Below are 24,510 nucleotides of genomic sequence, written 5' to 3'. Positions count from 1 at the left end.
TTGGGCCCCATGAGGAACCGCGGTCGACGGCCGGATGAATCCAGGGTGTCGGCCGCTCGTCGGGCAGGCGCGGGTCTGAATGCCGCGCTCAGCGCGGGGGACCGAACCACTTGGGCAGCCGTTCTAGGAGGCCCTTCTGGTCGTGACCGACCCAGGCCACGTGGCCGTCCGGCCGCAAGAGGGCGGCGGGTACGCCCAGTTCGGGGTCTTCCACGACATCGACGACGTGGTCGACACGATCCGCCCAGCCGGTCACCGCGAGCCGGCCGGTCCGGTCGAGCAGCAGTCCCCGGCCGCCGTGCATCAGCCTGTAGAGGTGCCCTTGCGTCAACTTCACGTCCCGCATCCTCCGGCCGACGAGTTCATGGTCGTCGCCGAAGTCGTAGCGGATACCGACCGCGGTGATCATCCCGGTCACGTACCGGTTCACCTCCTCGAAGTCCATCAGCGTGGAGAACAGCCCCCGTAGTGCGGTCGCACCCGGATCGGTCCCCAGGAGGGTGATCTGCGCGCGCGTGTTGTCGAGAACGCGGGCGCCCACCGGATGCCGTTCGACGTGGTAGCTGTCCAACAGCCCTTCCGGAGCCCATCCGTTGACCGCGGCGGCCAGTTTCCAGCCGAGGTTGAACGCGTCCTGCACACCGAGGTTGAGCCCCTGGCCGCCGGTCGGTGGATGGACGTGCGCCGCGTCGCCGGCCAGGAACACCCGGTCGACCCGGTAGCGCTCGGCCTGCCGCGTGGCGTCGCCGAACCGCGACATCCAGCGCGGCGAGTGCACACCGAAGTCGCTGCCCGCGACGGCCCTCAGTTGCCGTTTGAAGTCCTCCAGGGTCGGCGGGTTCGCACGGTCCTCGGCCACGCCGTCCGCGGGCACCACGACGCGGTACATGCCGTTCTCGCCGGGACTGACGCCGAACCGCAGTTGGGTCCTGCGGACGTCCTCGACGGCGGCGGCGATGGTGGCCGGATCCTCGGTCACCATCATCTCGCCCAGCAGTGTCTCGACCGTGGCGGGCTCCCCGGGGAAACCGACGCCGAGCGACTTGCGCACCACGCTGCGGCCACCGTCGCACCCGACGAGGTATTGCGAGCGGAGCCGCGTGCCGTCCGCCAACTCGGCGGTCACCCCGGCCGCGTCCTGGCTCAGCCCGACGACTTCATGGCCGCGCCGGATCTCGGTACCGAGTTCGACGGCTCGTTCGTCGAGCAGCCGCTCGGTGACCGGCTGCGGGGTGGCGACCCCATAGGGGTGCGCCGTGTCCAACCGGTCCGGCCAGGGCTTGACGATGCCGCCGAAGAGACCACCGACGGCGAACTTCTCACTCGTCGCAAGAAACCGGTCGAGCAGACCGCGCTGGTCCATGATCTCGACGCTGCGCGCGTGCAGACCCTGTCCACGGGACTCCCCGGTGGGCTCGGTCAACTTCTCCAGTACGACCACACGCACACCGTGCAGCCGCAATTCGCAGGCCAACATCAAGCCGGTCGGTCCGCCACCGACCACGATCACGTCCGTCATCGAAACGCCCATTCAAAGAGATTGCTCTCCGGTCGGCCGCCCTGAGGGCATCCGTTTCACGGACCCCGAGTTTCCGCAGGTCCGGGCCTCGGTCGGTCATTTTGCGGCACTACGGGGGCCTTGCCGCAAGCCCCGTACCGCGCTATACCTTGGGTATGGCAAGGAGTGCACGACCTCCTTGCCATTGCCTTTTTCCGACGCACTTCTCCGGACGCTCGTTTTCTCGGGACCGGGTCGCCAGGGGTGTCGTCAACCCCCCTGGGAGGACCCGGGTGACCCCCGTGCGGACACGGGGGGTGCCGCCATGGTCGCGACCGGTCACCGATTCGTACGTTTGCTCAGGTCACCCCGTTGCCTGAGAGAGCCGGAGACCGGACATGTCCCAGACCACCGCAGTCGTCGGCGCGCATGATCCCGGGGATGCCGTAGCGCCCTCCCCGGGAAGCGAGTTCGCGCCCCTCCTGCGCACGGTCAGGAGCCGAGGTCTACTGGAGCGGCGACGCGCCTGGTACGCGCTCTGCGTCTCCGCCAACGCCCTCGCACTGGCCGGCATCGCGACCGGCATCGTCCTGATCGGCGACTCCTGGACAACCCTTCTCCTGGCCCCGCTGCTCGCCGTGTTCGGCGCCCGGACGGCCTTCATAGGCCACGACGCCGGGCACTCCCAGATCGCCGGCGGCAGGGCCGCCAACCGCCTCGTCGGCCTGATCCACGGCAACCTGCTGCTGGGAATGAGCTACTCCTGGTGGAACGACAAGCACAACCGCCACCACGCCAACCCCAACCACATCGACAAGGACCCGGACGTCGTCGCCGACATCCTCGTGTTCACCGGTGAGCAGGCCAAGGACCGTTCCGGTTTCCGGCGTTGGCTCACCCGCAACCAGGCCTGGCTGTTCTTCCCGCTGACCCTGCTCGAAGGCGTCGCCCTCAAGGTGCACGGTTTCCAGGACCTGCGGCGGCAGCCCCGGCGTGAACGGACGGTCGAAGGCGCGCTCCTGGTGGGCCATGTCGCGGCCTACGCCATGCTGCTGCTGACCTCGATGTCCCCGGGTAAGGCGCTCGCGTTCGCCGCGCTGCACCAGGCCCTGTTCGGACTGCACCTCGGTCTGGCCTTCGCCCCCAACCACAAGGGCATGGAGATGCCGGACCCGAACGGTGAGCGATGGGGTCATCTGCGTCGCCAGGTGCTCACCTCACGGAACATCCGGGGCGGCCCCCTGACGGACTGGTTCCTCGGCGGGCTCAACTACCAGGTCGAACACCACCTCTTCCCGAGCATGCCGCGGCCCAGTCTGCGGCTCGCCCAGCCGCTCGTGCGCGCGCACTGCGAGGATGTGGGTATCCCTTACGTGGAGACCGGGCTCGTCGACTCCTACCGACAGGCCCTGCGCCACCTCCACGAGGTGGGGGAGCCGCTGAGGCCGGAGTGGACGGAGTGACGACGGAGCGGCCGACGGCCCGAGGACAGGTTGCCATCGGGGACCAGTAGGGGAAACGTCTCAGGGATGTCTCAGGGTCGCGGTCCGGAACTGTGGGAGGCGTGGACCCGTTTTCACATCAGAGAGCGGCCGTGGCCGCGGAGGAGGCAACACATGTCGAGGAACACGAAGATCGTTGTAGGAGGTGTGGCGGTCGGACTGATCCTGTTGATCTGGCTGCCCTGGTGGGTCTCATTCCTGATAGTCGTGGGAGTGCCGGCCGCCGCGTATCTCACGCTGGATCCCTCGCAGCGGCGCCGGCTGCGCCGTGTCGCGGGCAAGGAGATCGGCCGCTGACACCGACACACCGACGCCCCACCGCGCCCCCGTCCGGCGCGCGGGAGCAGAGAACAGCACAGCACCGTCCGCGGGGCTGCTGACGGCAGCTTCGCGGACGGTACCCGACTACGAGCGGCGCGTACGGCCGCTCAACTGGGCCTCACGGCAAGCTTGTCCAGCGCCTCCAGGAGGCCCGGCAACTCGGGGCCCCGGCCCACCGGCAGCACCTCGCCCGGCTCCTCGTCGAGCAGGACGAACGCGATGTCGTCGGTCCGGGCCACCATCGACCACCCGGGTCCGTCGGCACGCAGCGTGCGCGCCTCACCCGGCGCGAAGGACGATCTGACGCGACCGAGGGGCGGCGGGGCGTCCACATACGCCCGAGCCTCCGTCAGCACCCTGCGGACCCCGCTGTGGCCCGCCTGCGGCCCTTCTCCGCCGCCGTCCGAAGCGACCTCGTCCGCTTCGGACGGGTCTTCGGAGGCGACGTCACCCGGCGACGGCTCCGAGGCCTCGCCCGCCTCGTCCTGGGCCGGGAAGGCCGAGTCGTCGATCTGCTCCCGCCACACGGCCCACTGGAGCGCGATCTCGTCGGCGCCCAGCCGCCGCTGCGCCGGGCCCCAGGTGGTGGTGTCGGGCGGGGTCAGCGGCGGCCGGTCCACGAGTTCGGGGTCCGGATCGTGCGGCGCGGGCACATTGGGGGCCGCGACCGCGACCGCGAGCGGCCAGCCCGGCAGCGCCGCGACCACCGTGCGCTCGCTCGGCGACAGGTCGTACTCCATGCCGCAGTCCCAGGACGCGATGGCGACCGCGACCAGCGACACGTCGTCGATGACGACCGTCCATCGCGCACCTTCGCCGTCCTGACCGAGCACCAGGCCGTAGCCGTCGGCGAGCGGCGCCATACCGAGCGCGGCGCAGGCCTCCGGATAGTCGTCACCCAGCACACTCGGGAACTTCGCCGGCGTCAGCAGCACCGCCGTGAGCACATAGAGCGCGTCGTCCTCGGCGGCGACGGCCTCTTCATCCGTGTCGGCCATCCCAGCCTCCCCATCGTTCGTCCAACCGCGCGCACCCTAGTGTGCCCGGAAGCCGCTTGTCACGACTCCCAAGTACACGCGGAGCTGCAGTTTTCCGTCTGGACAGGGCGAAACGACCACCGGTGACCCGAAGTGTCAGGCCGCAGGGAGTCCGAGGAGGGCCCGGGCCACCGTCCGCGGCGACTCGTCGCGCTCCCTGGCAAGCGCGACCACGGCCCGGCACGCCAGCTCACTCACTCCGAAGGACAGCGCCTCCGGCGACACCCAGCCCGCGGCCTCGTCGATCCGGTCCTGGTCGTCCTCCGCGCGTGCCGAGACGTAGACGGCCGCGGCCTCGAACAGGTTGTGTCCCCGCCGTTCGGGGCTCTCGCCGGGCTCCGTGCGCGTGGAGGCGAGAAGTCTGGCGAAGGTCTTGCGGGGCCTGTCGAACATGCTGACCACCTTCCCCCTGCGTGGTGTTCCGTCGTCGACCGTCCATCTACTGCTACCCAACCTAGAGTTGGAGTTGCGGCGACAGAAGGGGGTCGCTGCGGTGAAGGGCTTCGGGCGTCCCCCGGCGGTGCGGCTCAGCCCTCGCGCACGGCCAGCGCCAGGAAGCGGTCGTCCTCGTCGGTGTACGACGTCATGCCCCACCCGGAACGGGCGAGCAGCGGACGGAGATTGGGCTCCGCGCGGAGGTCGTCCGGGGTGATCTGCCGTCCCTGGCGCGCCGCGAGTGCCGCGCGGCCGATCGGGTGGAACAGGGCCAGCGTGCCGCCCGGGCGCACCACACGCCCCAACTCCCGCAGATTCACCTCCGGTTGGGGCAGGTGCGCGATCAGTCCCGCCGCGAACACGGCATTGAGCGACTCCGGCCGCAGCGGCAGCGCGGCCACATCGGCGAGCAGCAGGCACCCGTCACGGCCGCGTCCGGCCCGTACGGCGGCCTCCAGCATGGCCGGGGTCAGGTCGGCCCCCACCACGACTCCCGAGGGCCCCACGGCCGCACGGAGCGGCGGCAGGGCGCGTCCGGTCCCGCAGCCCGCGTCGAGCACGCGATCCCCGGCGCGCAGCGCGAGTTCGGCGACGGCTGCCGCGTAGGCGGGACCGTCGTCCGGGAAGCGGCTGTCCCAGTCCGCGGCGCGTGCACCGAAGAATTCCCGGACATGCGTGTGGTCGTCGTTCATGTTCCGCATGATCCCTCACCGACACGGATGACGCTTCGGTGCACACGTTCGAGCGTGACGCGGTCGTTCAGGCGCCTGACTGCGTCATATTGCAACACCTTTCGAAATGCGCCCCCTTTGTGCGCCCATGCCCCTACTAGCGTCCCCTGGTCATGGGACACCTGGACCACGCGACCTTCGGCTGGCTGACCCCCGTGCTGTCCTACGTGATGGCCTGCATGGGCTCCGCACTCGGTCTGCGCTGCACCGTCCGCGCGCTCGGCGCCACCGGCCGCTCGCGCCGCAACTGGCTCGTCACCGCGGCCTCCGCGCTCGGCACCGGCATCTGGACCATGCACTTCGTGGCCATGCTCGGCTTCGGCGTCAGCGGCACCGACATCCGCTACGACGTACCACTGACCGTGCTCAGCCTCCTCGTCGCCATCGTCGTCGTCTGCGCCGGCGTCTTCGCGGTCGGCTACGGCCGCGACCGGGGCCGCGCGCTCTTCCTCGGCGGCCTCACCACCGGACTGGGCGTCGCGAGCATGCACTACCTGGGCATGGCTGCGGTGCGCCTGCATGGCGACGTGAGCTACGACCCGATGCTCGTCGGGCTCTCCGTCTTGATCGCCGTCGTCGCGGCGACCGCGGCCCTGTGGGCGGCCCTCAACATCAAGTCGCCCATCGCGGTCACCGTCGCATCGCTCGTCATGGGGGCGGCCGTCGCCAGCATGCACTACACCGGGATGTTCGCGGTGCGCGTGCACGTCACCCCCTCCGGCTCGGTCCTGCCCGGGGCCACGGCGATGCAGTTCATCTTCCCCCTCGCCGTCGGACTCGGGTCCTACCTGTTCCTGACCTCGGCGTTCGTCGCACTGTCGCCGACGACGGGAGAACGCGAGGCGACCGCCTCGGCTGAGCGGCCCGCCGAGAGCGTCGCCCACTGACCAGCGGCCCGACCGACCGGGCCCGCAACGGCACGCCCCGAACCACTCCCGAGCGAGGAGGCCATGCGCAACCCCCGTAGGACCCCCAGAGCCGGCGCCGAGACGCCGCCACCCGTGCGCGGTCGCCGCGCACACGCCGGACCACCCGCCGACGAACTCTTCGACGAGCCCCTCGACGCACCGCAGGACGAGGTGCCCCCACGCGCGGGACGATGGCGGATGCGTCCCCGCACCGTACGGGCCAAGATCGTCTGCCTGCTGATGGTGCCGGTCGTCTCCTTGCTCGCCCTGTGGGCGTACGCCACCGTCAGCACCGCCCAGGACGTCGCGCGGCTGCGGCAGTTGCAGCGCGTGGACTCGGCGGTGCGCAGCCCCGTCGCGGACGCCGTCGCCGCGCTGCAGGCCGAGCGGTCGGCCGCGGTGCGCTACGCCACCGACCCCGGCGCCGAGCCGGGCGGTGACCTGAGGAGGCTGGCCGCGGACACGGACCGGGCCGTCGCCCGGCTGCGGCTCGGCGACACCAGCACCGTCGCCGACGGCGAGGAACTGCCGGCGGGAGTCGCCCAACGCCTGGAGACCTTCGTCACCGGAGCAGAGCGACTGCGCTCGCTGCGGGCCGACGTGCTCGCCCACCGCGCGGGCTGGGACGAGACGTACGGGCAGTACACGAGGACCATCTCGTCGGCCTTCGCCGTGGGCGGGGCGCTCACCGGAATCCAGGACGCCGCCCTCGGCTCCGACGCGCGCGTGCTGCTGGAGTTCTCCCGGGCCGAGGAATCGCTGTCCCAGGAGGACGTGGTGCTCGCCGGTGCCCGTCTCGACGGACGCCTCGACGGGGAGCGGCTGCGCCTGTTCACCGGAGCCGTCGACACACGCCGTACCCTCACCGACTCCGCCACCGCGGATCTGCGGGGCTCCGAACGCACCGCCTGGCGGAACCTCGCCGACTCCAGCGCGTACACCGCGGTCGGCGCGGTCGAGGACAAGGTCCTCGCCGCCGACTCGGCCACCCGTGCGATCGCCTCGGCCCCCGAGAGCACCTGGAACAACGCGCACGCACGCGTGCGGGACGGCATGCGCGCCATCGAGGCGGACGCGGGCGGCGGAGTCGCGGACCGCGCCGATCCGTTCGCACGAGGACTGCTCACCCCGGCCGGCGCCGCCGTGCTGCTCGGTCTCGCCGCCGTCGTCGCGTCACTCGTCATCTCGGTACGCATCGGACGCGGTCTCGTTGTCGAGCTGGTGAGTCTGCGCAACGACGCCCTGGCGATCGCCCGCCACAAACTCCCCGAGGCCATGCGCAGACTGCGCGCGGGGGAGGAGATCGACGTCCGCGCGGAGGCCCCGCCCGGACCGGCTGCGGAGGACGAGACCGGGCAGGTCGCCGAGGCCCTGGGCACCGTGCACCGAGCCGCCCTGAGAGCCGCTGTCGAACGCGCCGAACTCGCGAGCGGCATCTCCGGGGTCTTCGTCAACCTCGCCCGCCGCAGCCAGGTCCTGGTGCACCGTCAGCTCAGCCTTCTGGACAGCATGGAGCGCCGCTCCGAGGACCCGAACGAACTGAGCGACCTGTTCCGCCTCGACCACCTCACCACCCGTATGCGACGGCACGCCGAGAGTCTGATCATCCTCTCCGGCGCGGCACCCGGCCGGGCCTGGCGCATGCCGGTCTCCCTGACCAACGTCGTGCGCGCCGCCGTGTCCGAAGTCGAGGACTACGCGCGCGTGGAGGTACGCCAACTCCCCGAGGCCTCCGTCCTCGGCACGGCCGTCGCCGACCTCACGCACCTGCTCGCCGAGATCGTCGAGAACGCCGCCCAGTTCTCGCCGCCGCACACGCGCGTGCGGGTCACCGGCGAACCCGTCGGCAACGGGTATGCCGTCGAGGTCGAGGACCGGGGTCTGGGCATGGGCCCGGAGACGCTGGCCGAGGCCAACCGCCGCATCGAGCAGTCCGAGGCCCTCGACCTCTTCGACAGCGACCGGCTCGGCCTCTTCGTGGTCAGCAGGCTCGCCGCACGCCACGGCATCAAGGTGCACCTGAGAACCTCGCCCTACGGCGGAACGACAGCGGTCGTACTGCTGCCGACGGCCCTGCTGCACGGCGGCGCGGCCGAACGCGCGCCCCGCGCGGCGGTGGACGACGGACAGCGGGCCGTGGAACGCGAGTACGCGCGCGTGCCGTCCCCGACCCCGCACCAGGAGTCCGTCCCGGCACCGGCCGACCGACCCGCCCTGGTGTCCCCGCCCCGGGCCGCGGCGGAACCGGCGAACGGCACCCCGCCCCCTGGAGTCACCACCTTGCGACTGCACCGACCTCCCGAGGACACCGAGGGCCCCGAGGAGGGCGACGACCTCCCCCGCCGGGTACGGCAGGCGAACCTCGCCCCCCAGCTCCGCGAACAGCCCGCCGCGGAACGGGAACGGGCGCCGGCTGCACCGCGCGACGACCACCGCAGCCCGGAGGTCGTACGGGACCGGATGGCGGCCTACCGCGACGGCTGGACGCGCGGCGGCGGCAGGCAGCCGGGCCGCGGCGCCACCCCAGGACCCGCAACGGGCAGCGACAGCAGCGAAGGAGACCCCGCATGATCCAGGACCCGAGCATGAGGGCCGCCCAGCGGTCAGGCGAACTCGACTGGCTGCTGGACGACTTGGTGATGCGCGTCGGCGAGGTGCGGCATGCCGTGGTGCTGTCCAACGACGGCCTCGCCATCGGCGCCTCCACCGACCTCGACCGCGAGGACGCGGAACACCTCGCCGCGGTCGCCTCCGGATTCAACAGCCTGGCCAAGGGCGCGGGGCGGCACTTCGGCGCCGGCGGAGTGCGGCAGACGATGGTGGAGATGGACGACGGCTTCCTGTTCGTGGCGGCGGCCGGAGACGGCTCCTGCCTCGCCGTCCTCACCTCTGTGACTGCCGACATAGGCCTCGTGGCGTACGAGATGGCACGGCTGGTCAAGCGCGTCGGCGAGCACCTGTACACGCCGCCGCGCGTCGGTGCGCGGCCTCCCGCCGCCGGATGAGGCGAGAAGGCGGTCCGCTCCGATGACCGAAGACATGACCGGTGTCCCGCACGAGCCGGGCAGCCAGTGGTACGACCAGGAGGCCGGGCCTCTTGTCCGCCCCTACGCCATGACGGGCGGACGTACCAAACCGGGCCCCACAGGAGTGCGGTTCGACCTGATCGCGCTGGTCACGCTGGACGCGGGCGCGCCCGGCTTCGACGACGACACCGGGCTCGGACCGGAACACCGGGCCCTCGTCGACCTGTGCCGTACGGAAACCCAGTCCGTCGCCGAACTGGCCGCCGGAGCGGACCTCCCCCTGGGCGTGGTCAGGGTGCTCCTGGGCGACCTCCTGGAGCTCGGCTGTGTCACCGTCAGCCGTCCCGTGCCGCCCGCGCAGCTTCCTGACGAACGGATTCTGCGCGAGGTGATCGAGGGACTCCGGGCACTGTGACGAAACTTCAGCACCACTCGAACGCGTACGACGACGACTTGTGCACCCTTCCGTACACCGAACAGGCGCGAGACGGTCACATCGGGCAAATAGCGGTCCAACCGCCCAGGACAGGGCCGTACTTGCCACGATGCACACCTACGGACGTCGACCGTTGCCGGCACTCCCGAGAGAAGTGATCGATGGTCTCCGAGCACTCCGACGTCGAAGGCGGCGAGACGACCGCCCTCGCGTTGAAGATCCTGGTCGCCGGCGGATTCGGCGTGGGCAAGACCACCATGGTGGGCGCGGTCAGTGAGATCAGGCCGCTGCGCACCGAGGAACTCCTCAGCGAGGCCGGCCAGTTGGTGGACGACACCGACGGCGTGGACCAGAAGGTCACGACGACCGTCGCCATGGACTTCGGCCGCATCACCATCAGGTCCGGCCTCTCCCTCTACCTGTTCGGCACACCGGGCCAGGACCGCTTCTGGTTCCTGTGGGACGAACTGTCGCAGGGAGCCCTGGGAGCCGTGGTCCTCGCGGACACCCGGCGACTGGAGGACTGCTTCCCCGCGGTCGACTACTTCGAGCACCGGCACATCCCGTTCGTGGTGGCCGTCAACTGCTTCACGGGCGCCCGCAGTTACGGCGCCCATGACGTCTCCCGCGCCCTGGACCTCGACCGGGGAACGCCGGTGGTCCTCTGCGACGCCCGGGACCGCGACTCGGGTAAGGAGGTGCTGATCCGGCTCGTCGAGTACGCCGGACGGATGCACACCGCCCGGATGCTCGACTCGGTGGGCTGACCGGAGCGCTCACTCCGAGATCCCCTTCAAGGCCACCACCTTCTCGACCGTGACGCGAACGAGGAGTTCGCCCGGTACCCCATTGCGGGCGCCGAACTCCTCGGCACGCTCCTCGCCCATGTACCGGGCCCCGATCCGGGCTGCCCAGTACCGGAGTTCGCCCGGTTCCTCCGACAATGCGGCGCGCCCCTGCAGCACCACGAAGTCGAACGGCGGCCGATCGTCGTCCACGCAGAGGGCGACTCGCCCATCACGGGCCAGATTGCGCCCTTTTACCGTTCCTTTCGCGGTGTTGAACACCACGTCGTCCCCGTCGAGCAGGAACCAGATCGGCGCCACATGTGGGCTCCCATCGGCGCGAACGGTCGACAGCTTGCCCGTGCGCGTGCCGTGCGAGACGAACGCCCGCCATTCCTCGTCGGTCATGTTCTGTGCCATGCCCCTATCCTCCTTGCCCGGGCGTCGGGCGTGGTGAAGGCTGACGGGAGATCCTCCGGCCAGGGGGAGACGCGACACGGGAAGGCCGGAACATGGCGCAGAACCAGGGACTGAGCTGGCTGCTGGACGATCTGACCGAGCGCGTCGAGCACGTGCGCCACGCTCTGGTCCTGTCCAACGACGGACTGGTGACCGGCGCGAGCACGGGACTTCGCCGTGAGGACGCCGAACACCTCGCCGCCGTCTCGTCCGGACTGCACAGCCTGGCCAAGGGTTCGGGACGCCACTTCGGCGCCGGCGGGGTGCGACAGACGATGATCGAGTTCGACGACGCCGTCCTCTTCGTCACCGCCGCGGGCAGCGGCAGCTGTCTGTGCGTCCTCAGCGGCGCGGACGCGGACATCGGCCAGATCGCCTACGAGATGACACTGCTCGTCAACCGCGTCGGCGAACACCTCGGCGTGGACGCCCGGCAGCCCGAGCGAACTCCCGTCACAGACCTCTGACCTGCGAGTCCGCCTGCTCCCGCAGAGTTATCCACAGGCTTGCCGCGAGATTCCCCGAACCGGCTACGGTTTGTTCATCGCGAACGCACACAGCGTGAGCAACGGACTCCACGGGGGAGATCGACCATGGCAGGCAACACCATCACCACACCGACGGAACTCTCGTGCACGCCGAGTCGCGCGGCACGGGAACTGGGCCTCAAACGAGGCGAGTTCGACCTCGCCGTCCATCTCGGACGCATCCGCACCGTGCCCGACGAAGGGGGCGGCGGCCGACGCGTCGCCCGCACCGAGATCGACCGGCTGCGCTCGGCGGAGGGATTCCCGGAATCGCTCGCGGAGAGCGTCAGGACCGTGGGCACCACGGACGGCGCGGCCCTCATGGAAGTCACCTCCGCCAGGTTCACCCGCCTCGCCCGGCTGGGACTGGTGGTGCCGGTGAGGTTTTATCTGAACCGCTACAGGGCCGTGGTCTGGCTCTATCTCGCCGAAGAACTAAGGCAGTTCGCCACCGACAAGAACCACACCTCACTGCTGAACGGCCGTACGCCCGAAGGGCTGCGCGACCAGCTCCAGGAGGGACTGGACCTGCGGCCCCGCAACTGGCGCGGACGCCATCTCGGATTCCTGCTGCGCGAGGCGGACGGCCCGTGGGAACGGGCAGGTGCTCTGTCCGCCTTGCTCGACCCCGTCCAAGTGGCCGAGATCGTCCCGGACTCCTACGAGCGCGCCCACTTGAACCGGTTCCGGCCCGACCCGCTCGCCCACGGAGCTCCGGGCTCGCCCTCCGCCCACCTCGCCGAGCGGATCATGACGGCGGACCATCCGGACGAGATCAGCTGGCTGCGGGCGGACCTGGCCCAGGTACTGGAGGAGGCGCGACGCCATCGCCCGGCACCGCGCCCCGTCTCCCAACCGGCCGGAACACCGCTGCCCCCGAGCGAGCGCCTGGCCGGACCACCTCCGACCCCGAGCGAGCACCCGACCGAGCCGGCGCCGGAACCCGGGCGATCACGCGGCATGCTGAGCTGGCTGCGCCGCAGAAACGCGTGAGCCGCGGCGCACGGCCACCGACTACAGCGCTCTGAACAGCCCTTCCTGGACGACCGAGACGAGCAGGCGTCCCTCCCTGTCGTAGATGCGCCCACGGGCCAGACCGAGGCCGCCCGTCGCGATCGGGGACTCCTGGTCGTACAGGAACCACTCGTCCGCGCGGAACGGCCGGTGGAACCACATGGCGTGGTCCAGCGACGCCATGTCGAAGTTCCGCGGCCCCCACAGGGGTTCGACGGGGATCCGGACGGCGTCCAAGAGCGTCATGTCGCTGGCGTACGTCAACGCACAGGTGTGCACCAGCGGATCATCGCCGAGCGGACCCACCGCGCGCATCCACACGGCGCTGCGCGGCTCGGCGTCCTTGATCTCCTCGGCGCTCCAGCGCAGCCCGTCCGCGTACCGGATGTCGAAGGGCTGACGGCGTGCCATCCGCTCCAACTGCTCCGGCAGCATGCCCAGATGGCCCCGTACCTCTTCCGACACCGTCGGCAGGGACTCCGGGTCCGGGACCTCCCGGGGTGGCAGCTGGTGCTCGAAAGGACCTTGCTCAGGCTTGTGGAAGGAGGCGGTGAGATTGAAGATCGTGCGGCCCTGCTGCACGGCGGTGACCCGGCGGGTGGTGAACGACCGCCCGTCCCGCACCCGCTCGACCTGGTACACGATGGGCACGCCCGGCCGGCCCGGGCGCAGGAAGTACGCGTGCAGCGAGTGCACGGGCCGGTCGCCCTCCGTGGTGCGCCCGGCGGCGACCAGGGCCTGGCCGGCCACCTGGCCGCCGAAGACCCGCTGGAGGGACTCGTGCGGGCTGCGGCCACGGAAGATGTTGACCTCGATCTGCTCCAGGTCGAGCAGGTCGACGAGCCGCTCTGCCGGGTTCGTCATGGGTGGGATTCTCCTGTGCTCACAGCTGGCCGACGTCGGTGACACGGACGACCGCGCGGCCCTCCGCGTCGGAGGCCGCGAGATCGATCTCCGCGCTGATGCCCCAGTCATGATCGCCGTTCGGGTCGGCGAAGATCTGCCGAACGCGCCACAGGTTGTGCTGCGGCTCCTCCTCGATGAGCAGCAGCTTGGGCCCGCGGGCGTCGGGGCCGGTGCCGAGGTCCTCGTACTCGTCCCAGTACTTGTCCATCGCCTCGCCCCACGCGTCCGCGTCCCAGCCGGACTCGGCGTCCATCTCGCCCAGTTCCGCGACATGGTCGAGGGCGGCCAGCTCGACCCGGCGGAACATCGCGTTGCGGACGAGGACCCGGAAGGCGCGCGAGTTCGCGGTGACCGGCTTGACCTGGTCGGCCTTCTCCTGGGCCTCCTCGGCGGTCATCTCCTCCGGGTTGGCCAGCTGCTCCCACTCGTCCAGCAGGCTGGAGTCGACCTGGCGCACCATCTCGCCGAGCCAGGCGATCAGATCCTCCAGGTCCTCGGACTTGAGGTCGTCCGGGACGGTGTGGTCGAGGGCCTTGAAGGCGCCGGCGAGGTAGCGCAGCACGATGCCCTCGGTGCGCGCCAGCTCGTAGTAGGAGGTCAACTCCGTGAAGGACATGGCCCGTTCGTACATGTCACGGATCACGGACTTCGGCGACAGCGGGTGGTCGCCTACCCAGGGGTGGCTCTTGCGGTACGTGTTGTACGCGTGGAAGAGCAACTCCTCCAGCGGCTTGGGGTAACTGACGTCCTGGAGGCGCTCCATGCGGTCCTCGTACTCGACGCCGTCCGCCTTCATCGCCGCCACGGCCTCACCGCGCGCCTTGTTCTGCTGGGCGGCCAGGATCTGCCGCGGGTCGTCCAGCGTGGACTCGACGACGGACACCATGTCCAGCGCGTACGACGGCGACTCGGGGTCGAGCAGCTCGAACGCGGCGAGCGCGAAGGTCGACAGCGGCTGGTTGAGGGCGAAGTCCTGCTGCAGGTCGACCGTGAGGCGCACGATGCGGCCCTCGGCGTCCGGGGTGTCGAGCTTCTCGACGATGCCGCCGTCCAGAAGCGAGCGGTAGATCGCGATCGCGCGCCGGATGTGCCGCAACTGCTGCTTGCGCGGCTCGTGGTTGTCCTCCAGGAGATGCCGCATCGCCTCGAAGGCGTTGCCCGGACGGGCGATGACCGACAGCAGCATCGTGTGGGTGACCCGGAACCGGGACGTGAGCGGCTCGGGCTCCGAGGTGATGAGCTTCTCGAAGGTGCCTTCCGTCCACCCGACGAAACCCTCGGGCGCCTTCTTGCGCACGACCTTCCGGCGCTTCTTCGGGTCGTCGCCCGCCTTGGCGAGCGCCTTCTCGTTCTCGACGACGTGTTCCGGAGCCTGGGCGACGACGAGCCCCGCCGTGTCGAAACCGGCGCGGCCCGCGCGGCCCGCGATCTGGTGGAACTCACGGGCGCGCAGCGTGCGCACCCGAACGCCGTCGTACTTGGCCAGCGCCGTGAACAGCACTGTGCGGATGGGCACGTTGACGCCCACCCCGAGCGTGTCCGTACCGCAGATGACCTTCAACAGGCCCGCCTGCGCGAGCTTTTCCACCAGGCGCCGGTACTTGGGCAGCATGCCGGCGTGGTGCACACCGATGCCGTGCCGCACGTAACGGGAGAGATTGCGGCCGAACTTGGTGGTGAAGCGGAAGTTGCCGATCAGCTCGGCGATCTGGTCCTTCTCCTCGCGCGAGGACATGTTGATGCTCATCAGCGCCTGCGCCCGCTCCACGGCCTGCGCCTGGGTGAAGTGCACGATGTAGACCGGCGCCTGCCGGGTCTCCAGCAGTTCGGTCAGCGTCTCGGTGAGCGGAGTCAGCTTGTACTCGTAGGACAGCGGCACCGGCCGGACCGCCGAGCGGACCACCGAGGTGGGGCGCCCGGTGCGCCGGGTGAGGTCCTTCTCGAACATCGCGACGTCGCCGAGCGTGGCCGACATCAGGATGAATTGCGCCTGCGGCAGCTCAAGGATCGGGATCTGCCAGGCCCAGCCGCGGTCCGCCTCCGCGTAGAAGTGGAACTCGTCCATGACGACCTGGCCGACGTCGGCGTGCTTGCCGTCGCGCAGCGCGATCGACGCGAGGACCTCCGCGGTGCAGCAGATGATGGGGGCGTCCGAGTTGACGGACGCGTCGCCGGTCAGCATGCCGACGTTCTCGGTGCCGAACATCTTGCACAGCTCGAAGAACTTCTCCGAGACCAGCGCCTTGATCGGGGCGGTGTAGAAGGTGACCTCGTCCCGGGCCAGCGCGGCGAAGTGCGCACCGGCGGCGATCATGCTCTTGCCGGAGCCGGTGGGCGTCGACACGATCACGTTCGCACCGGAGACCACCTCGATCAGCGCCTCCTCCTGATGGGGGTAGAGCGTGAGACCGCGCTCCTGGGCCCACGACTCGAAGGCTTCGTAGAGGGCGTCGGGATCTGCGGTCGGCGGCAACTGGTCGATGAGGGTCACGACCCCATCTTGCCTGGCGCCGTGGCCGATGGGGGAATCGGCTGCGGAGACGAAGATCGCTACCGCTACGCTGTGTCGCCGACGGAGTGTCAGGGCGCCCGAGCAACTGACCGGCGGCGTAAGAGGAATGGGGCGGGGAACGGCCATGATGGGACCAGCACACTCACTGTCGGGAGCGGCGGCCTGGCTCGGCGTCGGAGCGGCGACCGCCGCGGCCGGGCATCCGATGCCCTGGCCGGTGGTCCTGGTCGGCGCCCTGATCTGCGCCGGCGCCGCGCTCGCCCCGGACCTCGACCACAAGGCGGCGACCATCTCGCGGGCCTTCGGACCCGTCTCCCGGACCGTGTGCGAGGTCGTCGACAAGCTCTCGTACGCCGTCTACAAGGGGACCAGGAAGCAGGGCGACCCGCGCCGCAACGGCGGGCACCGCACCCTCACCCACACCTGGCTGTGGGCGGTCCTGATCGGGGCGGGGAGCGCGGGCGTGGCGATCCTGGGCGGTCGCTGGGGAGTGCTGGCGATCCTCTTCGTGCACATGGTGCTGGCCATCGAGGGCCTGCTGTGGCGGGCGGCCCGCGGCTCCAGCAGCGACATCCTGGTGTGGCTGCTGGCGGCGACGAGCGCGTGGATCCTGGCCGGAGTGCTGGACAAGCCGGGCAACGGTTCGGACTGGCTGTTCACGGATCAGCACCAGTACCTGTGGCTGGGCCTGCCGGTCGTGCTGGGCGCGCTGGTGCACGACATCGGGGACGCGCTGACCGTCTCCGGCTGCCCGATCCTGTGGCCGATCCCGCTGGGCCGCAAGCGCTGGTACCCCATCGGGCCGCCGAAGGTGATGCGGTTCCGCGCGGGCAGCTGGGTCGAGCTCAAGGTCCTGATGCCGGTGTTCATACTGCTCGGGGGAGTGGGCTGCGCGGCGGCCCTCAACGTGATCTGAGGCCCGGCCTCGACCTCGGTTCCGGCGTCGGTGCGGGCAGCGGCTCACGCCCCGCCGGAACCCTGGCCCGCCGCTCCGCCGCCGTAGCGCCGCTCGAACTGGGCGACGCGGCCCTCCGAGTCCACCGTCCTGGCCTTGCCGGTGTAGAAGGGGTGGCTCTCCGAGGAGATCTCCACGTCCACGACCGGGTAGGTCTCGCCGTCGTCCCAGTCGATGGTCCGGTCACTGGTCGCGGTGGACCGGGTCAGGAAGGCGTATCCGGCGGAGCGGTCGCGGAAGACCACGGGGTGGTAGTCGGGCTGTTTGTCCTGCTGCATGACTGTTCCTCCTGTGCCGGGTGTGTGGGCAGCGGCCGAGGGACGGCGGGGTCAGCCGTAGAGCGAACCCTCGTCCTCGTCGACGATGTGCATCGCGGCCTCCTCGGCCGAGGCCGCCGCGCCGTCGATGCCCACGTCGGTGGCGATCAGACCGCTCTCCTCGTCCTCGTGCGCCCCTTCGTTCGGTGCCACGAGCCGACCGGAGCGGAGGTCACCGACCTCGATGTCCAGGAGTTCGCCGTCGGTGTCCTCGGAGTCGCCGAGGCCGTCGCCGTCGGGCACCACGAGATCCGGGACCTCCTCGGCGAGGCGCTGGTCGAGCGTCTCACCGTGCTGACGTTCGGCCGCCGTGACATCGGCGCGTTCCACCGCCCAGGGGCGGTCCGGTGGCGACCAGCCGCGGTCGAGGGGGTCCTCGACACCGTCGGCCAGGAGGGTGTCCTCCGCGTCGAGCAGGCCCGCGTCGTCCTGTACCTCGGATCCGTCGGGCTGGTAGACGTCGTCTCCCCATCCGTCGACGCTGTTCACGGGTACCTCCAGGTGGTGGGGACCGGCCCGTACTCACCGCGCTCGGCGGCGGGCCGCCGCTGTGCGGGGCACAGGCGGAGCCCGGCACGGACCACATGGTCCCCGGGCACTCCCCGAACCGGTGCCGCTCCCCAGCCTTCCACCCCTTTTCCCCCGCGCGCAACGGCACGGGCCCGGAGCAGGGGCGACGGCACGCCGGGACCGTGCCCCGTCAGGGGCGCGGGGCCGCGACGTGTGCGGCTCCGCCGCGTGGGCGCGACCAGCCCTCACCGGCCCGCGGGTAAACGACCGAACCGAGGACCAGCCCCCACTGGCCCGCAGGTAAACCGCCGACCCGCTGACCGGTCCACCGTTCCACCGGCGGAGCTACCCGTGCCACGACCGCCACAGCGCCGCGTACGCCCCCTCCGCCGCCACCAACTCGTCATGACTGCCCAACTCGCTGATACGGCCGTTCTCCACCACGGCGATGACGTCCGCGTCGTGGGCGGTGTGCAGCCGGTGGGCGATCGCGACGACCGTGCGGCCGTCGAGGACACGGGCCAGGGACCGTTCCAGATGGCGGGCCGCACGCGGGTCGAGGAGCGAGGTCGCCTCGTCCAGGACCAGCGTGTGCGGATCGGCCAGCACCAGCCGGGCCAGCGCGATCTGCTGGGCCTGGGCCGGGGTGAGCGCCAGCCCGCCCGAGCCCACCTCGGTGTCGAGGCCCTCGTCCAGCGCCCGCGCCCAGCCGTCCGCATCGACCGCGCCCAGCGCCGCCCACAGCTCCGCGTCCGCCGCATCGGTCCGGGCGAGCAGGAGGTTGTCACGCAGGGAACCCACGAAGACGTGGTGCTCCTGGTTGACGAGGGCCACATGGGAGCGGACGTTCTCGGCGGTCATCCGGGAGAGTTCGGCGCCGCCGAGGGTGATCCGGCCGTCCCGGGGCGCGTAGATGCCGGCGAGGAGCCTGCCCAGGGTGGACTTGCCCGCGCCGGACGGGCCGACCAGGGCCAGCCGGGTGCCGGGTGCGACCTCCAGGGACACCTCGCGCAGCACGTCCACGCCCTCGCGGTAGCCGAAGTGCACCCGGTCCGCGTGGACGTCCCGGCCCTCGGGGGACAGCCCGGTGTCCCCGGCATCCGGCTCGATGTCCCGGACGCCGACCAGCCGGGCCAGCGAGACCTGGGCGACCTGGAGCTCGTCGTACCAGCGCAGGATCAGGTTCACCGGGTCGACGAGCATCTGCGCGAGCAGGGCGCCCGTCGTCAGTTCGCCCACTCCGATCCAGCCGTTGAGGACGAACACACCGCCGAGCATCAGGACCGAGCAGAGCACCGTGACATGGGTGATGTTGATGACCGGGAAGAGCACCGACCGCAGCCAGAGCGTGTAGTTCTCCCAGGCGGTCCACTCTTTGACGCGGCGCTCCGAGAGGGCGATGCGCCGGTCGCCGAGGCGGTGCGCCTCGACGGTGTGTCCCGCGTCCACGGTCTCGGCGAGGGCGGCGGCCACGGCGGCGTACCCGGCGGCCTCGGAGCGGTAGCCGGCGGGCGCGCGCCTGTAGTACCAGCGGCAGCCGACCACCAGCAGCGGCACCGCGATCAGCACGGCGGGTGCGAGCGCCGGCACGGTCACGACGAGGCCGCCGAGCAGCAGCAGCGCCCACACGACGCCGATCGCCAGCTGCGGCACGGCCTCGCGCATCGCGTTGGCGAGCCGGTCGATGTCGGTCGTGATACGGGACAGGAGGTCACCGGTGCCCGCCCGTTCCAGGACACCCGGAGGCAGCCCGACCGACCGGACGAGGAAGTCCTCGCGCAGATCGGCCAGCATCCGTTCGCCGAGCATCGCGCCCCGCAGCCGTACCTGCCGGATGAACACGGCCTGGACGGCGAGCGCGGTCCCGAACAGCCCGATGGTCAGGCCCAGATGAAGTTCCCGCGCTCCGTCCGACACCCGCTCGACCAGGTCGCCGAGCAGATAGGGGCCCACCATCGAGGCGACCACGGCGACCGTGTTCACGGTGACCAGGAGAAGGAAGGCCCGGCGATGACGGTGGAACAGTTCGGACACGTAGGCGCGTACGGTCGCGGGGGCGCCGACCGGCAGGGTGTTGGCCGTGGTCGGGGCCGCCGGGTCGTACGCCGGGGGCACCACGCCGATCATGCGCTCTCCTCGATCTCTTCCAGCGCGCCGCGCAGCGCGACGCCGTGGTCGTCCAGGGTGCTCCGCAGAGCGGCCTCGTCGTCGACGGCGTTCTGCAGAGCGGCCTCATTGTTGACGGCGTTGTGCAGGGCCGTCTCCTCCTCCGTCTCGCGGGTCACCACTGCCCGGTACCGCGGCTCGCTGCGGAGCAGGTCGCGATGGGTGCCGACCGCCACGACCTCGTCCTCGTGCACGAGGACCACACGGTCCGCGTGGTCCAGGAGCAAGGGCGAGGAGGTGAACACCGCCGTGGTCCGGCCGGTCCTCAACTTCCTTACGCCGTCCGCGATCCGGGCCTCGGTGTGGGAGTCGACGGCGGAGGTCGGCTCGTCCAGGACGAGCACCTCGGGATCGGTGATCAGCGACCGGGCCAGGGCGAGCCGCTGGCGCTGGCCGCCGGAGAGGGAGCGTCCGCGTTCGGTGATGCGGGCGTCCATCGGGTCGTCGGTGTCGAGCGAACCCTGCGCCAGCGCCACCAGCACGTCGTCGCACTGCGCGGCGGCCAGGGCCTCCTGCGCGCCGACCGCGCCCGAGGAGGGCACATCCAGCAGTTCGCGCAGCGAACCGGACAGCAGCACCGGGTCCTTGTCCTGGACGAGGACGGCGGTGCGGGCCGAGGCGAGGGGGAGTTCGTCGAGCGCCACACCGTCCAGGAGCACAGAGGTGCCCGCCTCGGCGGGGTGTCCGCCGAGGCGTTCCGCGAGTCGCCCGGCCGCGTCGGGGTCGCCGCACACCACGGCGGTGAACCGGCCGGACGGCACGAGCAGACCGGTGGCCGGGTCGTACAGATCCCCGGCCGGCACCTCGGCCGCGCGCGTTCCCACGGTGTCGGTGACCCGCTCCAGGGACAGCACGCGCGCGGCGCGTCGGGCCGAGGGGCGGGAGAAGGAGTACGCCATGGCGATCTCCTCGAAGTGCCGCAGCGGGTAGGACATGACCATCACCGCGCTGTAGACGGTGACCAGTTCACCCACCGTGATCCGGCCCTCGCGGGCCAGGTGCACACCGTGCCAGACGACGACGATCAGCAGCAGGCCCGGCAGCAGCACCTGGATCGCGGAGATCAGCGACCACATCCGGGCACTGCGCACGGCCGCGTGGCGCACCTCCTGGGAGGCGCGGCGGTAGCGGTCGAGGAACAGTTCCTCGCCGCCGATGCCGCGCAGCACCCGCAGTCCGGCGACCGTGTCGGAGGCCAGCTCGGTGGCGCGTCCCGCCTTCTCGCGCTGTATGTCGGCGCGCCGGGTCGCACGGGGCAGCAGCGGCAGCACGGAGACCGCCAGCACGGGCATGCCCACGGCGACGACGGCACCGAGGGCCGGCTGGTACACGAACAGGCCGACGCACACGACGACGACGGTCAGCGCGGCGGCCAGGAATCGGGACAGCGCCTCGACGAACCAGCCGATCTTCTCGACGTCCCCCGTGGACACGGCCACCACCTCCCCGGCCGCGACCCGCCGGGTCAGCGCCGAGCCGAGATGGGCGGCCTGCCGGGCCAGCAGTTGCTGGACGCGGGCGGCGGCCGTGATCCAGTTGGTGACGGCGGCCCGGTGCAGGAAGGTGTCGCCCACGGCGATACCCGCTCCGCACAGCGCCATCAGCCCACCGGTCAGGGCGAGCCGGGTGCCGGAGCGGTCGACCACGGCCTGGACGGCGAGTCCCACGCAGAACGGCAGCGCGCAGACGGACACGAAGTGCAGCAGTCCCCAGGCGAGCGACTTGAACTGTCCGCCGAGCTGGTTCCGGCCGAGCCACCACAGGAATCGGGGCCCCGAGCGAGCGTCCGGCACGCCCGGGTCGGGATACGGAAGGTCTTGAATCTGCATGACGTCCCAGTGGCTCTGGTCGGGGCGGCGGAAGGAACCGCGGAGTGCGGCAACAAACCGTGAAAGGTTCGCCTCGCAGCGTGGTCGGAAGCAAGGGGTTTTCGCCGCCGGGGGCCAGAACCGGCGTTCACCCATCCGTGGCGAGATGTCCGTGACCTCACGCAATGTCGCCGAACGCGATGTGAGCATGGCCCGATGCAGAGTGGCGGCACACGACGTGCGATGGTCGCGATGGCGGCTCTCGGTTCCCTCCTGACGATGACGACCCTGTCCGCGTGCGGAAGCACGGAGACACGACACACCGGCGGCCGGGAGGGGAGACCTGGACCGCAGGCGACCCACCCGAGAAAGGCGGTCGCCGCCCCGGCCCCGACCCGCATCCCGGACGTCGGCGACCGGCTCCACCGCGACATCCCCGCCGGTACCCGCCAGGTCCTCGCGGTCTACGGCGACGGCAAGGACTCCCCGACCTCCACCGCCGTCCTGTTCACGAAGCACGGCTCCACCTGGAACCGGACCCGCAGCTGGCCCGCGCACAACGGCAAGAAGGGCTGGACCCTCGACCACCACCTCGGGGACGAACGCAGTCCCGTCGGCGTGTTCACCCTGACCGCCGCTGCCGGTGTGCTCGACGACCCCGGCACGGCGCTGCCGTACACGCAGGACGAGGGGTACGCGGCGCCGCGCGACTGGGACGAGTCCCACTGGCACGACTTCGACTACGTCATCGCCATCGACTACAACCGTGTCCCGGGCACCCCGCCCGACGACGCGGAGCAGCCAGAGGGCGAGGACAAGGGCGGCGGGATCTGGCTGCATCTGGACCACGGCAGCGGTACGTCGGCCTGCGTCAGCCTGCCCAAGGAGGCGATGGAGTACCTGCTGCGCACGCTCGACCCGGAGCGGCATCCCGTGGTGCTGATGGGGGACAGGGCGGACCTCAAGGGGTAGAACACCGCCCATGAGAAGCCGGATAGTCATGTCCATGCTCGCCGGGGCGACCCTCCTGGCGAGCGCCCTTCTAGGCGTGAGCCCTGCCCAGGCAGTCGTTGTGAAGGCCCAACCGGCCGATGTACCGGCCGAGTTCGGCACCGACTGGCACGACCCCCTGACCGCGGCCCCGCCGATCGCCAAACCCGCCACCAAGTCCTGCCAGGTCACGCTCGCCGACACCGAGTTCCGCGACTTCACCCCCTACCAGGGGACGTATACGCCCCCCAAGGGCTGCGGCGACCACTGGAGCAAGGTCGTGCTCCGCCTCGACGGCACGGTCAAGGGCCGCCAGTACGACCGGCTCGGCTATCTGCACGTCGGCGGTGTCGAGATTTTGCGCACCTCGACACCGGAGCCCTCGCCCGACGGCATCGCGTGGTCCGTCGAGAAGGACGTCACCCGCTACAGCGCCACCTTCCGCGACACGCAGAACGTCGAGATGCTCATCGGCAACGTCGTCGACGACACCTACACCGGAGTCATCGGCGTCAAGGCCACGCTGACCTTCTACGAGGGGAGAACCGCGGCGGCGCAGACCCCCGACCGCGTGCTCACCCTCGGCACGGACTCGACGCTGACCACCCCGCGCAACAGCGAACGCATCGTCGCCGAGGTGTACGCCACCGGATCGGGCGGCGGCTGCGAGGAGTTCTGGTATCTCGCGGTCCCTGACTCGGCGCCGTACTCCTGCCAGGCCGACAAGGGTCCCTACCGCGAGGTGCAGATCAAGGTCGACGGCCAACTCGCCGGAATCGCCGCGCCGTTCCCGAACGTGTGGACCGGCGGCTGGTCCGACCCCTTCCTCTGGTACGTCATCCCGGGCCCGCGCGCCTTCGACGTCAAGCCGATCGAATACGACCTCACCCCCTTCGCCGGGCTGCTCAACGACGGCCGCCCGCACCACGTCGACGTCTCTGTCGTGGGCGTGCCCGAGGGGCAGAGCGGCTGGAGCGCGCCGGTGAACGTGCTCGTCTGGCAGGACGCGCACCGTGCCCACGTCACCGGAAAGCTCACGCTCGACCGGGCGGGCGAGGTCTCCAACTCCTCGACGTACACACCCGGTTCGGAGGAACGCGTGGACACCGACGCGGGTCATCGGCTGACCGTCGCCGGTTACGTCGACACCTCGCACGGGCGGGTGACGACCACCGTCGACCGGAAGCTCACGAACACCTCCGTGCACCGCTGGACCGACGGCGAGAACATGGACGGGCTCGACGCGACCTGGACGGACGACGAGTCCGTGACCGTCGACGGACGGGGACCTGCTCGGACGACGGCCACGCATCGGACGTACACGATGAACGGCGCGACGACGATCGGGACGGACGACCGGCTGCGTACCGTACTCACGCTCGGCGACCGGGCGGCGGTCGTCGACACGCGGGACGGCCGGCGGACCGGGTGGTCGCGGCTCGACGACACCTACAGCGGCGACGCGACATACACGCTCGGCGTGCCGCGTGATCAGCGGCATGCCGTCGGGACGTCGAGCGAGCGCTACCGGCTGTACGGCTCGGGCGGCTGCTACGACCGTTCGCTGGCCACCGCGCAGGGGGTGCTGACCGAGGACCGCAGCGGCTGCTGAGTCCTCATGCGTGCGACGCGTCACTCGGGTTCGTGATTTACACGGCTGTCACACG

23 protein-coding genes are annotated in these 24,510 nt (G+C 70.8%); 12 read left to right on the top strand and 11 right to left on the bottom strand.

What is annotated here, in order from left to right; all coding sequences use genetic code 11:
- Positions 1-88: 88 nt before the first annotated feature.
- On the bottom strand, positions 89-1,519 hold the full coding sequence (gene rox, locus ACQHII_RS06320; RefSeq protein ID WP_427925241.1) for a rifampin monooxygenase: 1,431 nt from the start codon (positions 1,517-1,519) through the stop codon (positions 89-91).
- A gap of 377 nt (positions 1,520-1,896) precedes the next feature.
- On the opposite strand from rox, the gene ACQHII_RS06315 reads away from it, so the two are divergent.
- Positions 1,897-2,961, top strand: coding sequence for a fatty acid desaturase family protein (locus ACQHII_RS06315; protein WP_427918293.1), 1,065 nt, complete (start codon positions 1,897-1,899; stop codon positions 2,959-2,961).
- Between the two features lie 153 nt (positions 2,962-3,114).
- The gene (locus ACQHII_RS06310; protein ID WP_019069330.1) at positions 3,115-3,297 is read left to right on the top strand and encodes a hypothetical protein; all 183 of its coding nucleotides are present in this window, start codon (positions 3,115-3,117) and stop codon (positions 3,295-3,297) included.
- Between the two features lie 131 nt (positions 3,298-3,428).
- On the opposite strand, the gene ACQHII_RS06305 is transcribed toward ACQHII_RS06310, so the two are convergent.
- The 3 genes from ACQHII_RS06305 to ACQHII_RS06295 all read right to left on the bottom strand — a co-directional run bounded on the left by ACQHII_RS06305 (position 3,429) and on the right by ACQHII_RS06295 (position 5,485).
- Positions 3,429-4,319 carry a hypothetical protein gene (locus ACQHII_RS06305; RefSeq protein WP_427918292.1) on the bottom strand — a complete coding sequence of 297 codons (891 nt, stop codon included), beginning with the start codon at positions 4,317-4,319 and terminating at the stop codon, positions 3,429-3,431.
- A 135-nt stretch (positions 4,320-4,454) separates the two neighbouring features.
- Complete coding sequence (locus tag ACQHII_RS06300; RefSeq protein WP_427918291.1) at positions 4,455-4,751, bottom strand: hypothetical protein; 297 nt, start codon at positions 4,749-4,751, stop codon at positions 4,455-4,457.
- Positions 4,752-4,885: 134 nt separating this feature from the next.
- Positions 4,886-5,485 carry a class I SAM-dependent methyltransferase gene (locus ACQHII_RS06295; protein WP_427918290.1) on the bottom strand — a complete coding sequence of 200 codons (600 nt, stop codon included), beginning with the start codon at positions 5,483-5,485 and terminating at the stop codon, positions 4,886-4,888.
- 152 nt (positions 5,486-5,637) lie between these two features.
- Here ACQHII_RS06295 and ACQHII_RS06290 point away from each other — a divergent pair, with 152 nt between their 5' ends.
- The 5 genes from ACQHII_RS06290 to ACQHII_RS06270 all read left to right on the top strand — a co-directional run bounded on the left by ACQHII_RS06290 (position 5,638) and on the right by ACQHII_RS06270 (position 10,661).
- Positions 5,638-6,411: an MHYT domain-containing protein gene (locus ACQHII_RS06290; RefSeq protein ID WP_427918289.1), complete on the top strand. Its 774-nt coding sequence runs from the start codon at positions 5,638-5,640 to the stop codon at positions 6,409-6,411.
- 63 nt (positions 6,412-6,474) lie between these two features.
- Positions 6,475-9,003 carry a sensor histidine kinase gene (locus ACQHII_RS06285; protein WP_427918288.1) on the top strand — a complete coding sequence of 843 codons (2,529 nt, stop codon included), beginning with the start codon at positions 6,475-6,477 and terminating at the stop codon, positions 9,001-9,003.
- Complete coding sequence (locus tag ACQHII_RS06280; RefSeq protein ID WP_019069336.1) at positions 9,000-9,437, top strand: roadblock/LC7 domain-containing protein; 438 nt, start codon at positions 9,000-9,002, stop codon at positions 9,435-9,437. Before ACQHII_RS06285 ends, ACQHII_RS06280 begins: the two co-directional genes overlap by 4 nt.
- Positions 9,438-9,459: 22 nt before the next feature.
- On the top strand, positions 9,460-9,873 hold the full coding sequence (locus ACQHII_RS06275; protein WP_427918287.1) for a DUF742 domain-containing protein: 414 nt from the start codon (positions 9,460-9,462) through the stop codon (positions 9,871-9,873).
- A 182-nt stretch (positions 9,874-10,055) separates the two neighbouring features.
- Positions 10,056-10,661, top strand: a complete 606-nt coding sequence (locus ACQHII_RS06270; RefSeq protein ID WP_427918286.1) for a GTP-binding protein — start codon at positions 10,056-10,058, stop codon at positions 10,659-10,661.
- A gap of 9 nt (positions 10,662-10,670) precedes the next feature.
- On the opposite strand, the gene ACQHII_RS06265 is transcribed toward ACQHII_RS06270, so the two are convergent.
- On the bottom strand, positions 10,671-11,099 hold the full coding sequence (locus ACQHII_RS06265) for a PPOX class F420-dependent oxidoreductase (RefSeq protein ID WP_200708986.1): 429 nt from the start codon (positions 11,097-11,099) through the stop codon (positions 10,671-10,673).
- A gap of 92 nt (positions 11,100-11,191) precedes the next feature.
- Here ACQHII_RS06265 and ACQHII_RS06260 point away from each other — a divergent pair, with 92 nt between their 5' ends.
- Together ACQHII_RS06260 and ACQHII_RS06255 are read left to right on the top strand one after the other, a co-directional pair.
- A complete protein-coding gene (locus tag ACQHII_RS06260; protein ID WP_019062680.1) occupies positions 11,192-11,605 on the top strand; it encodes a roadblock/LC7 domain-containing protein in 414 nt (137 codons plus the stop codon).
- 126 nt (positions 11,606-11,731) lie between these two features.
- On the top strand, positions 11,732-12,658 hold the full coding sequence (locus tag ACQHII_RS06255) for a DUF6397 family protein (protein ID WP_427918285.1): 927 nt from the start codon (positions 11,732-11,734) through the stop codon (positions 12,656-12,658).
- A gap of 21 nt (positions 12,659-12,679) precedes the next feature.
- Here the strand turns inward: ACQHII_RS06255 and ACQHII_RS06250 are convergent, their stop codons facing one another.
- On the bottom strand, positions 12,680-13,543 hold the full coding sequence (locus tag ACQHII_RS06250; protein WP_427918284.1) for an acyl-CoA thioesterase: 864 nt from the start codon (positions 13,541-13,543) through the stop codon (positions 12,680-12,682).
- Between the two features lie 19 nt (positions 13,544-13,562).
- Positions 13,563-16,076: a DUF3516 domain-containing protein gene (locus ACQHII_RS06245; protein WP_427918283.1), complete on the bottom strand. Its 2,514-nt coding sequence runs from the start codon at positions 16,074-16,076 to the stop codon at positions 13,563-13,565.
- Between the two features lie 145 nt (positions 16,077-16,221).
- Between ACQHII_RS06245 and ACQHII_RS06240 the strand changes: the two genes are divergently transcribed.
- The gene (locus ACQHII_RS06240) at positions 16,222-17,013 is read left to right on the top strand and encodes a metal-dependent hydrolase (RefSeq protein WP_359612795.1); all 792 of its coding nucleotides are present in this window, start codon (positions 16,222-16,224) and stop codon (positions 17,011-17,013) included.
- 44 nt (positions 17,014-17,057) lie between these two features.
- Here ACQHII_RS06240 and ACQHII_RS06235 read toward each other — a convergent pair whose 3' ends face one another.
- The 4 genes from ACQHII_RS06235 to ACQHII_RS06220 form a co-directional block, all read right to left on the bottom strand.
- Positions 17,058-17,330 carry a type B 50S ribosomal protein L31 gene (locus tag ACQHII_RS06235; protein ID WP_427918282.1) on the bottom strand — a complete coding sequence of 91 codons (273 nt, stop codon included), beginning with the start codon at positions 17,328-17,330 and terminating at the stop codon, positions 17,058-17,060.
- Between the two features lie 51 nt (positions 17,331-17,381).
- On the bottom strand, positions 17,382-17,858 hold the full coding sequence (locus ACQHII_RS06230; protein WP_427918281.1) for a DUF5709 domain-containing protein: 477 nt from the start codon (positions 17,856-17,858) through the stop codon (positions 17,382-17,384).
- A 366-nt stretch (positions 17,859-18,224) separates the two neighbouring features.
- The gene (locus ACQHII_RS06225; RefSeq protein ID WP_427918280.1) at positions 18,225-20,006 is read right to left on the bottom strand and encodes an ABC transporter ATP-binding protein; all 1,782 of its coding nucleotides are present in this window, start codon (positions 20,004-20,006) and stop codon (positions 18,225-18,227) included.
- Positions 20,003-21,874 (bottom strand): ABC transporter ATP-binding protein, encoded by a 1,872-nt coding sequence (locus ACQHII_RS06220; protein WP_427918279.1) that lies wholly within the window; start codon positions 21,872-21,874, stop codon positions 20,003-20,005. Before ACQHII_RS06220 ends, ACQHII_RS06225 begins: the two co-directional genes overlap by 4 nt.
- Positions 21,875-22,096: 222 nt before the next feature.
- On the opposite strand from ACQHII_RS06220, the gene ACQHII_RS06215 reads away from it, so the two are divergent.
- Together ACQHII_RS06215 and ACQHII_RS06210 are read left to right on the top strand one after the other, a co-directional pair.
- Positions 22,097-22,825 carry a L,D-transpeptidase family protein gene (locus ACQHII_RS06215; RefSeq protein ID WP_427925240.1) on the top strand — a complete coding sequence of 243 codons (729 nt, stop codon included), beginning with the start codon at positions 22,097-22,099 and terminating at the stop codon, positions 22,823-22,825.
- Positions 22,826-22,835: 10 nt separating this feature from the next.
- Positions 22,836-24,455 (top strand): peptide-N4-asparagine amidase, encoded by a 1,620-nt coding sequence (locus ACQHII_RS06210; RefSeq protein WP_427918278.1) that lies wholly within the window; start codon positions 22,836-22,838, stop codon positions 24,453-24,455.
- Positions 24,456-24,510 lie beyond the last annotated feature (55 nt).

The organism is Streptomyces sp. cg40 (assembly GCF_050320165.1).
Classification (GTDB): domain Bacteria; phylum Actinomycetota; class Actinomycetes; order Streptomycetales; family Streptomycetaceae; genus Streptomyces; species Streptomyces hokutonensis.
The sequence above is the reverse complement of the archived record's forward strand: the minus strand, read 5'-3'. Positions and strand labels throughout refer to the sequence as shown.

Coding starts and splice junctions, on each gene's coding strand:
- ACQHII_RS06285 (WP_427918288.1), top strand. CDS start 6,475: ATGCGCAACCCCCGTAGGACCCCCAGAGCCGGCGCCGAGACGCCGCCA.
- ACQHII_RS06315 (WP_427918293.1), top strand. CDS start 1,897: ATGTCCCAGACCACCGCAGTCGTCGGCGCGCATGATCCCGGGGATGCC.
- ACQHII_RS06270 (WP_427918286.1), top strand. CDS start 10,056: ATGGTCTCCGAGCACTCCGACGTCGAAGGCGGCGAGACGACCGCCCTC.
- ACQHII_RS06310 (WP_019069330.1), top strand. CDS start 3,115: ATGTCGAGGAACACGAAGATCGTTGTAGGAGGTGTGGCGGTCGGACTG.
- ACQHII_RS06235 (WP_427918282.1), bottom strand. CDS start 17,330: ATGCAGCAGGACAAACAGCCCGACTACCACCCCGTGGTCTTCCGCGAC.
- ACQHII_RS06290 (WP_427918289.1), top strand. CDS start 5,638: ATGGGACACCTGGACCACGCGACCTTCGGCTGGCTGACCCCCGTGCTG.
- ACQHII_RS06260 (WP_019062680.1), top strand. CDS start 11,192: ATGGCGCAGAACCAGGGACTGAGCTGGCTGCTGGACGATCTGACCGAG.
- ACQHII_RS06240 (WP_359612795.1), top strand. CDS start 16,222: ATGATGGGACCAGCACACTCACTGTCGGGAGCGGCGGCCTGGCTCGGC.
- ACQHII_RS06210 (WP_427918278.1), top strand. CDS start 22,836: ATGAGAAGCCGGATAGTCATGTCCATGCTCGCCGGGGCGACCCTCCTG.
- ACQHII_RS06250 (WP_427918284.1), bottom strand. CDS start 13,543: ATGACGAACCCGGCAGAGCGGCTCGTCGACCTGCTCGACCTGGAGCAG.
- ACQHII_RS06305 (WP_427918292.1), bottom strand. CDS start 4,319: ATGGCCGACACGGATGAAGAGGCCGTCGCCGCCGAGGACGACGCGCTC.
- ACQHII_RS06300 (WP_427918291.1), bottom strand. CDS start 4,751: ATGTTCGACAGGCCCCGCAAGACCTTCGCCAGACTTCTCGCCTCCACG.
- rox (WP_427925241.1), bottom strand. CDS start 1,519: ATGACGGACGTGATCGTGGTCGGTGGCGGACCGACCGGCTTGATGTTG.
- ACQHII_RS06255 (WP_427918285.1), top strand. CDS start 11,732: ATGGCAGGCAACACCATCACCACACCGACGGAACTCTCGTGCACGCCG.
- ACQHII_RS06215 (WP_427925240.1), top strand. CDS start 22,097: ATGGTCGCGATGGCGGCTCTCGGTTCCCTCCTGACGATGACGACCCTG.
- ACQHII_RS06280 (WP_019069336.1), top strand. CDS start 9,000: ATGATCCAGGACCCGAGCATGAGGGCCGCCCAGCGGTCAGGCGAACTC.
- ACQHII_RS06295 (WP_427918290.1), bottom strand. CDS start 5,485: ATGAACGACGACCACACGCATGTCCGGGAATTCTTCGGTGCACGCGCC.
- ACQHII_RS06265 (WP_200708986.1), bottom strand. CDS start 11,099: ATGGCACAGAACATGACCGACGAGGAATGGCGGGCGTTCGTCTCGCAC.
- ACQHII_RS06275 (WP_427918287.1), top strand. CDS start 9,460: ATGACCGAAGACATGACCGGTGTCCCGCACGAGCCGGGCAGCCAGTGG.
- ACQHII_RS06220 (WP_427918279.1), bottom strand. CDS start 21,874: ATGCAGATTCAAGACCTTCCGTATCCCGACCCGGGCGTGCCGGACGCT.
- ACQHII_RS06225 (WP_427918280.1), bottom strand. CDS start 20,006: ATGATCGGCGTGGTGCCCCCGGCGTACGACCCGGCGGCCCCGACCACG.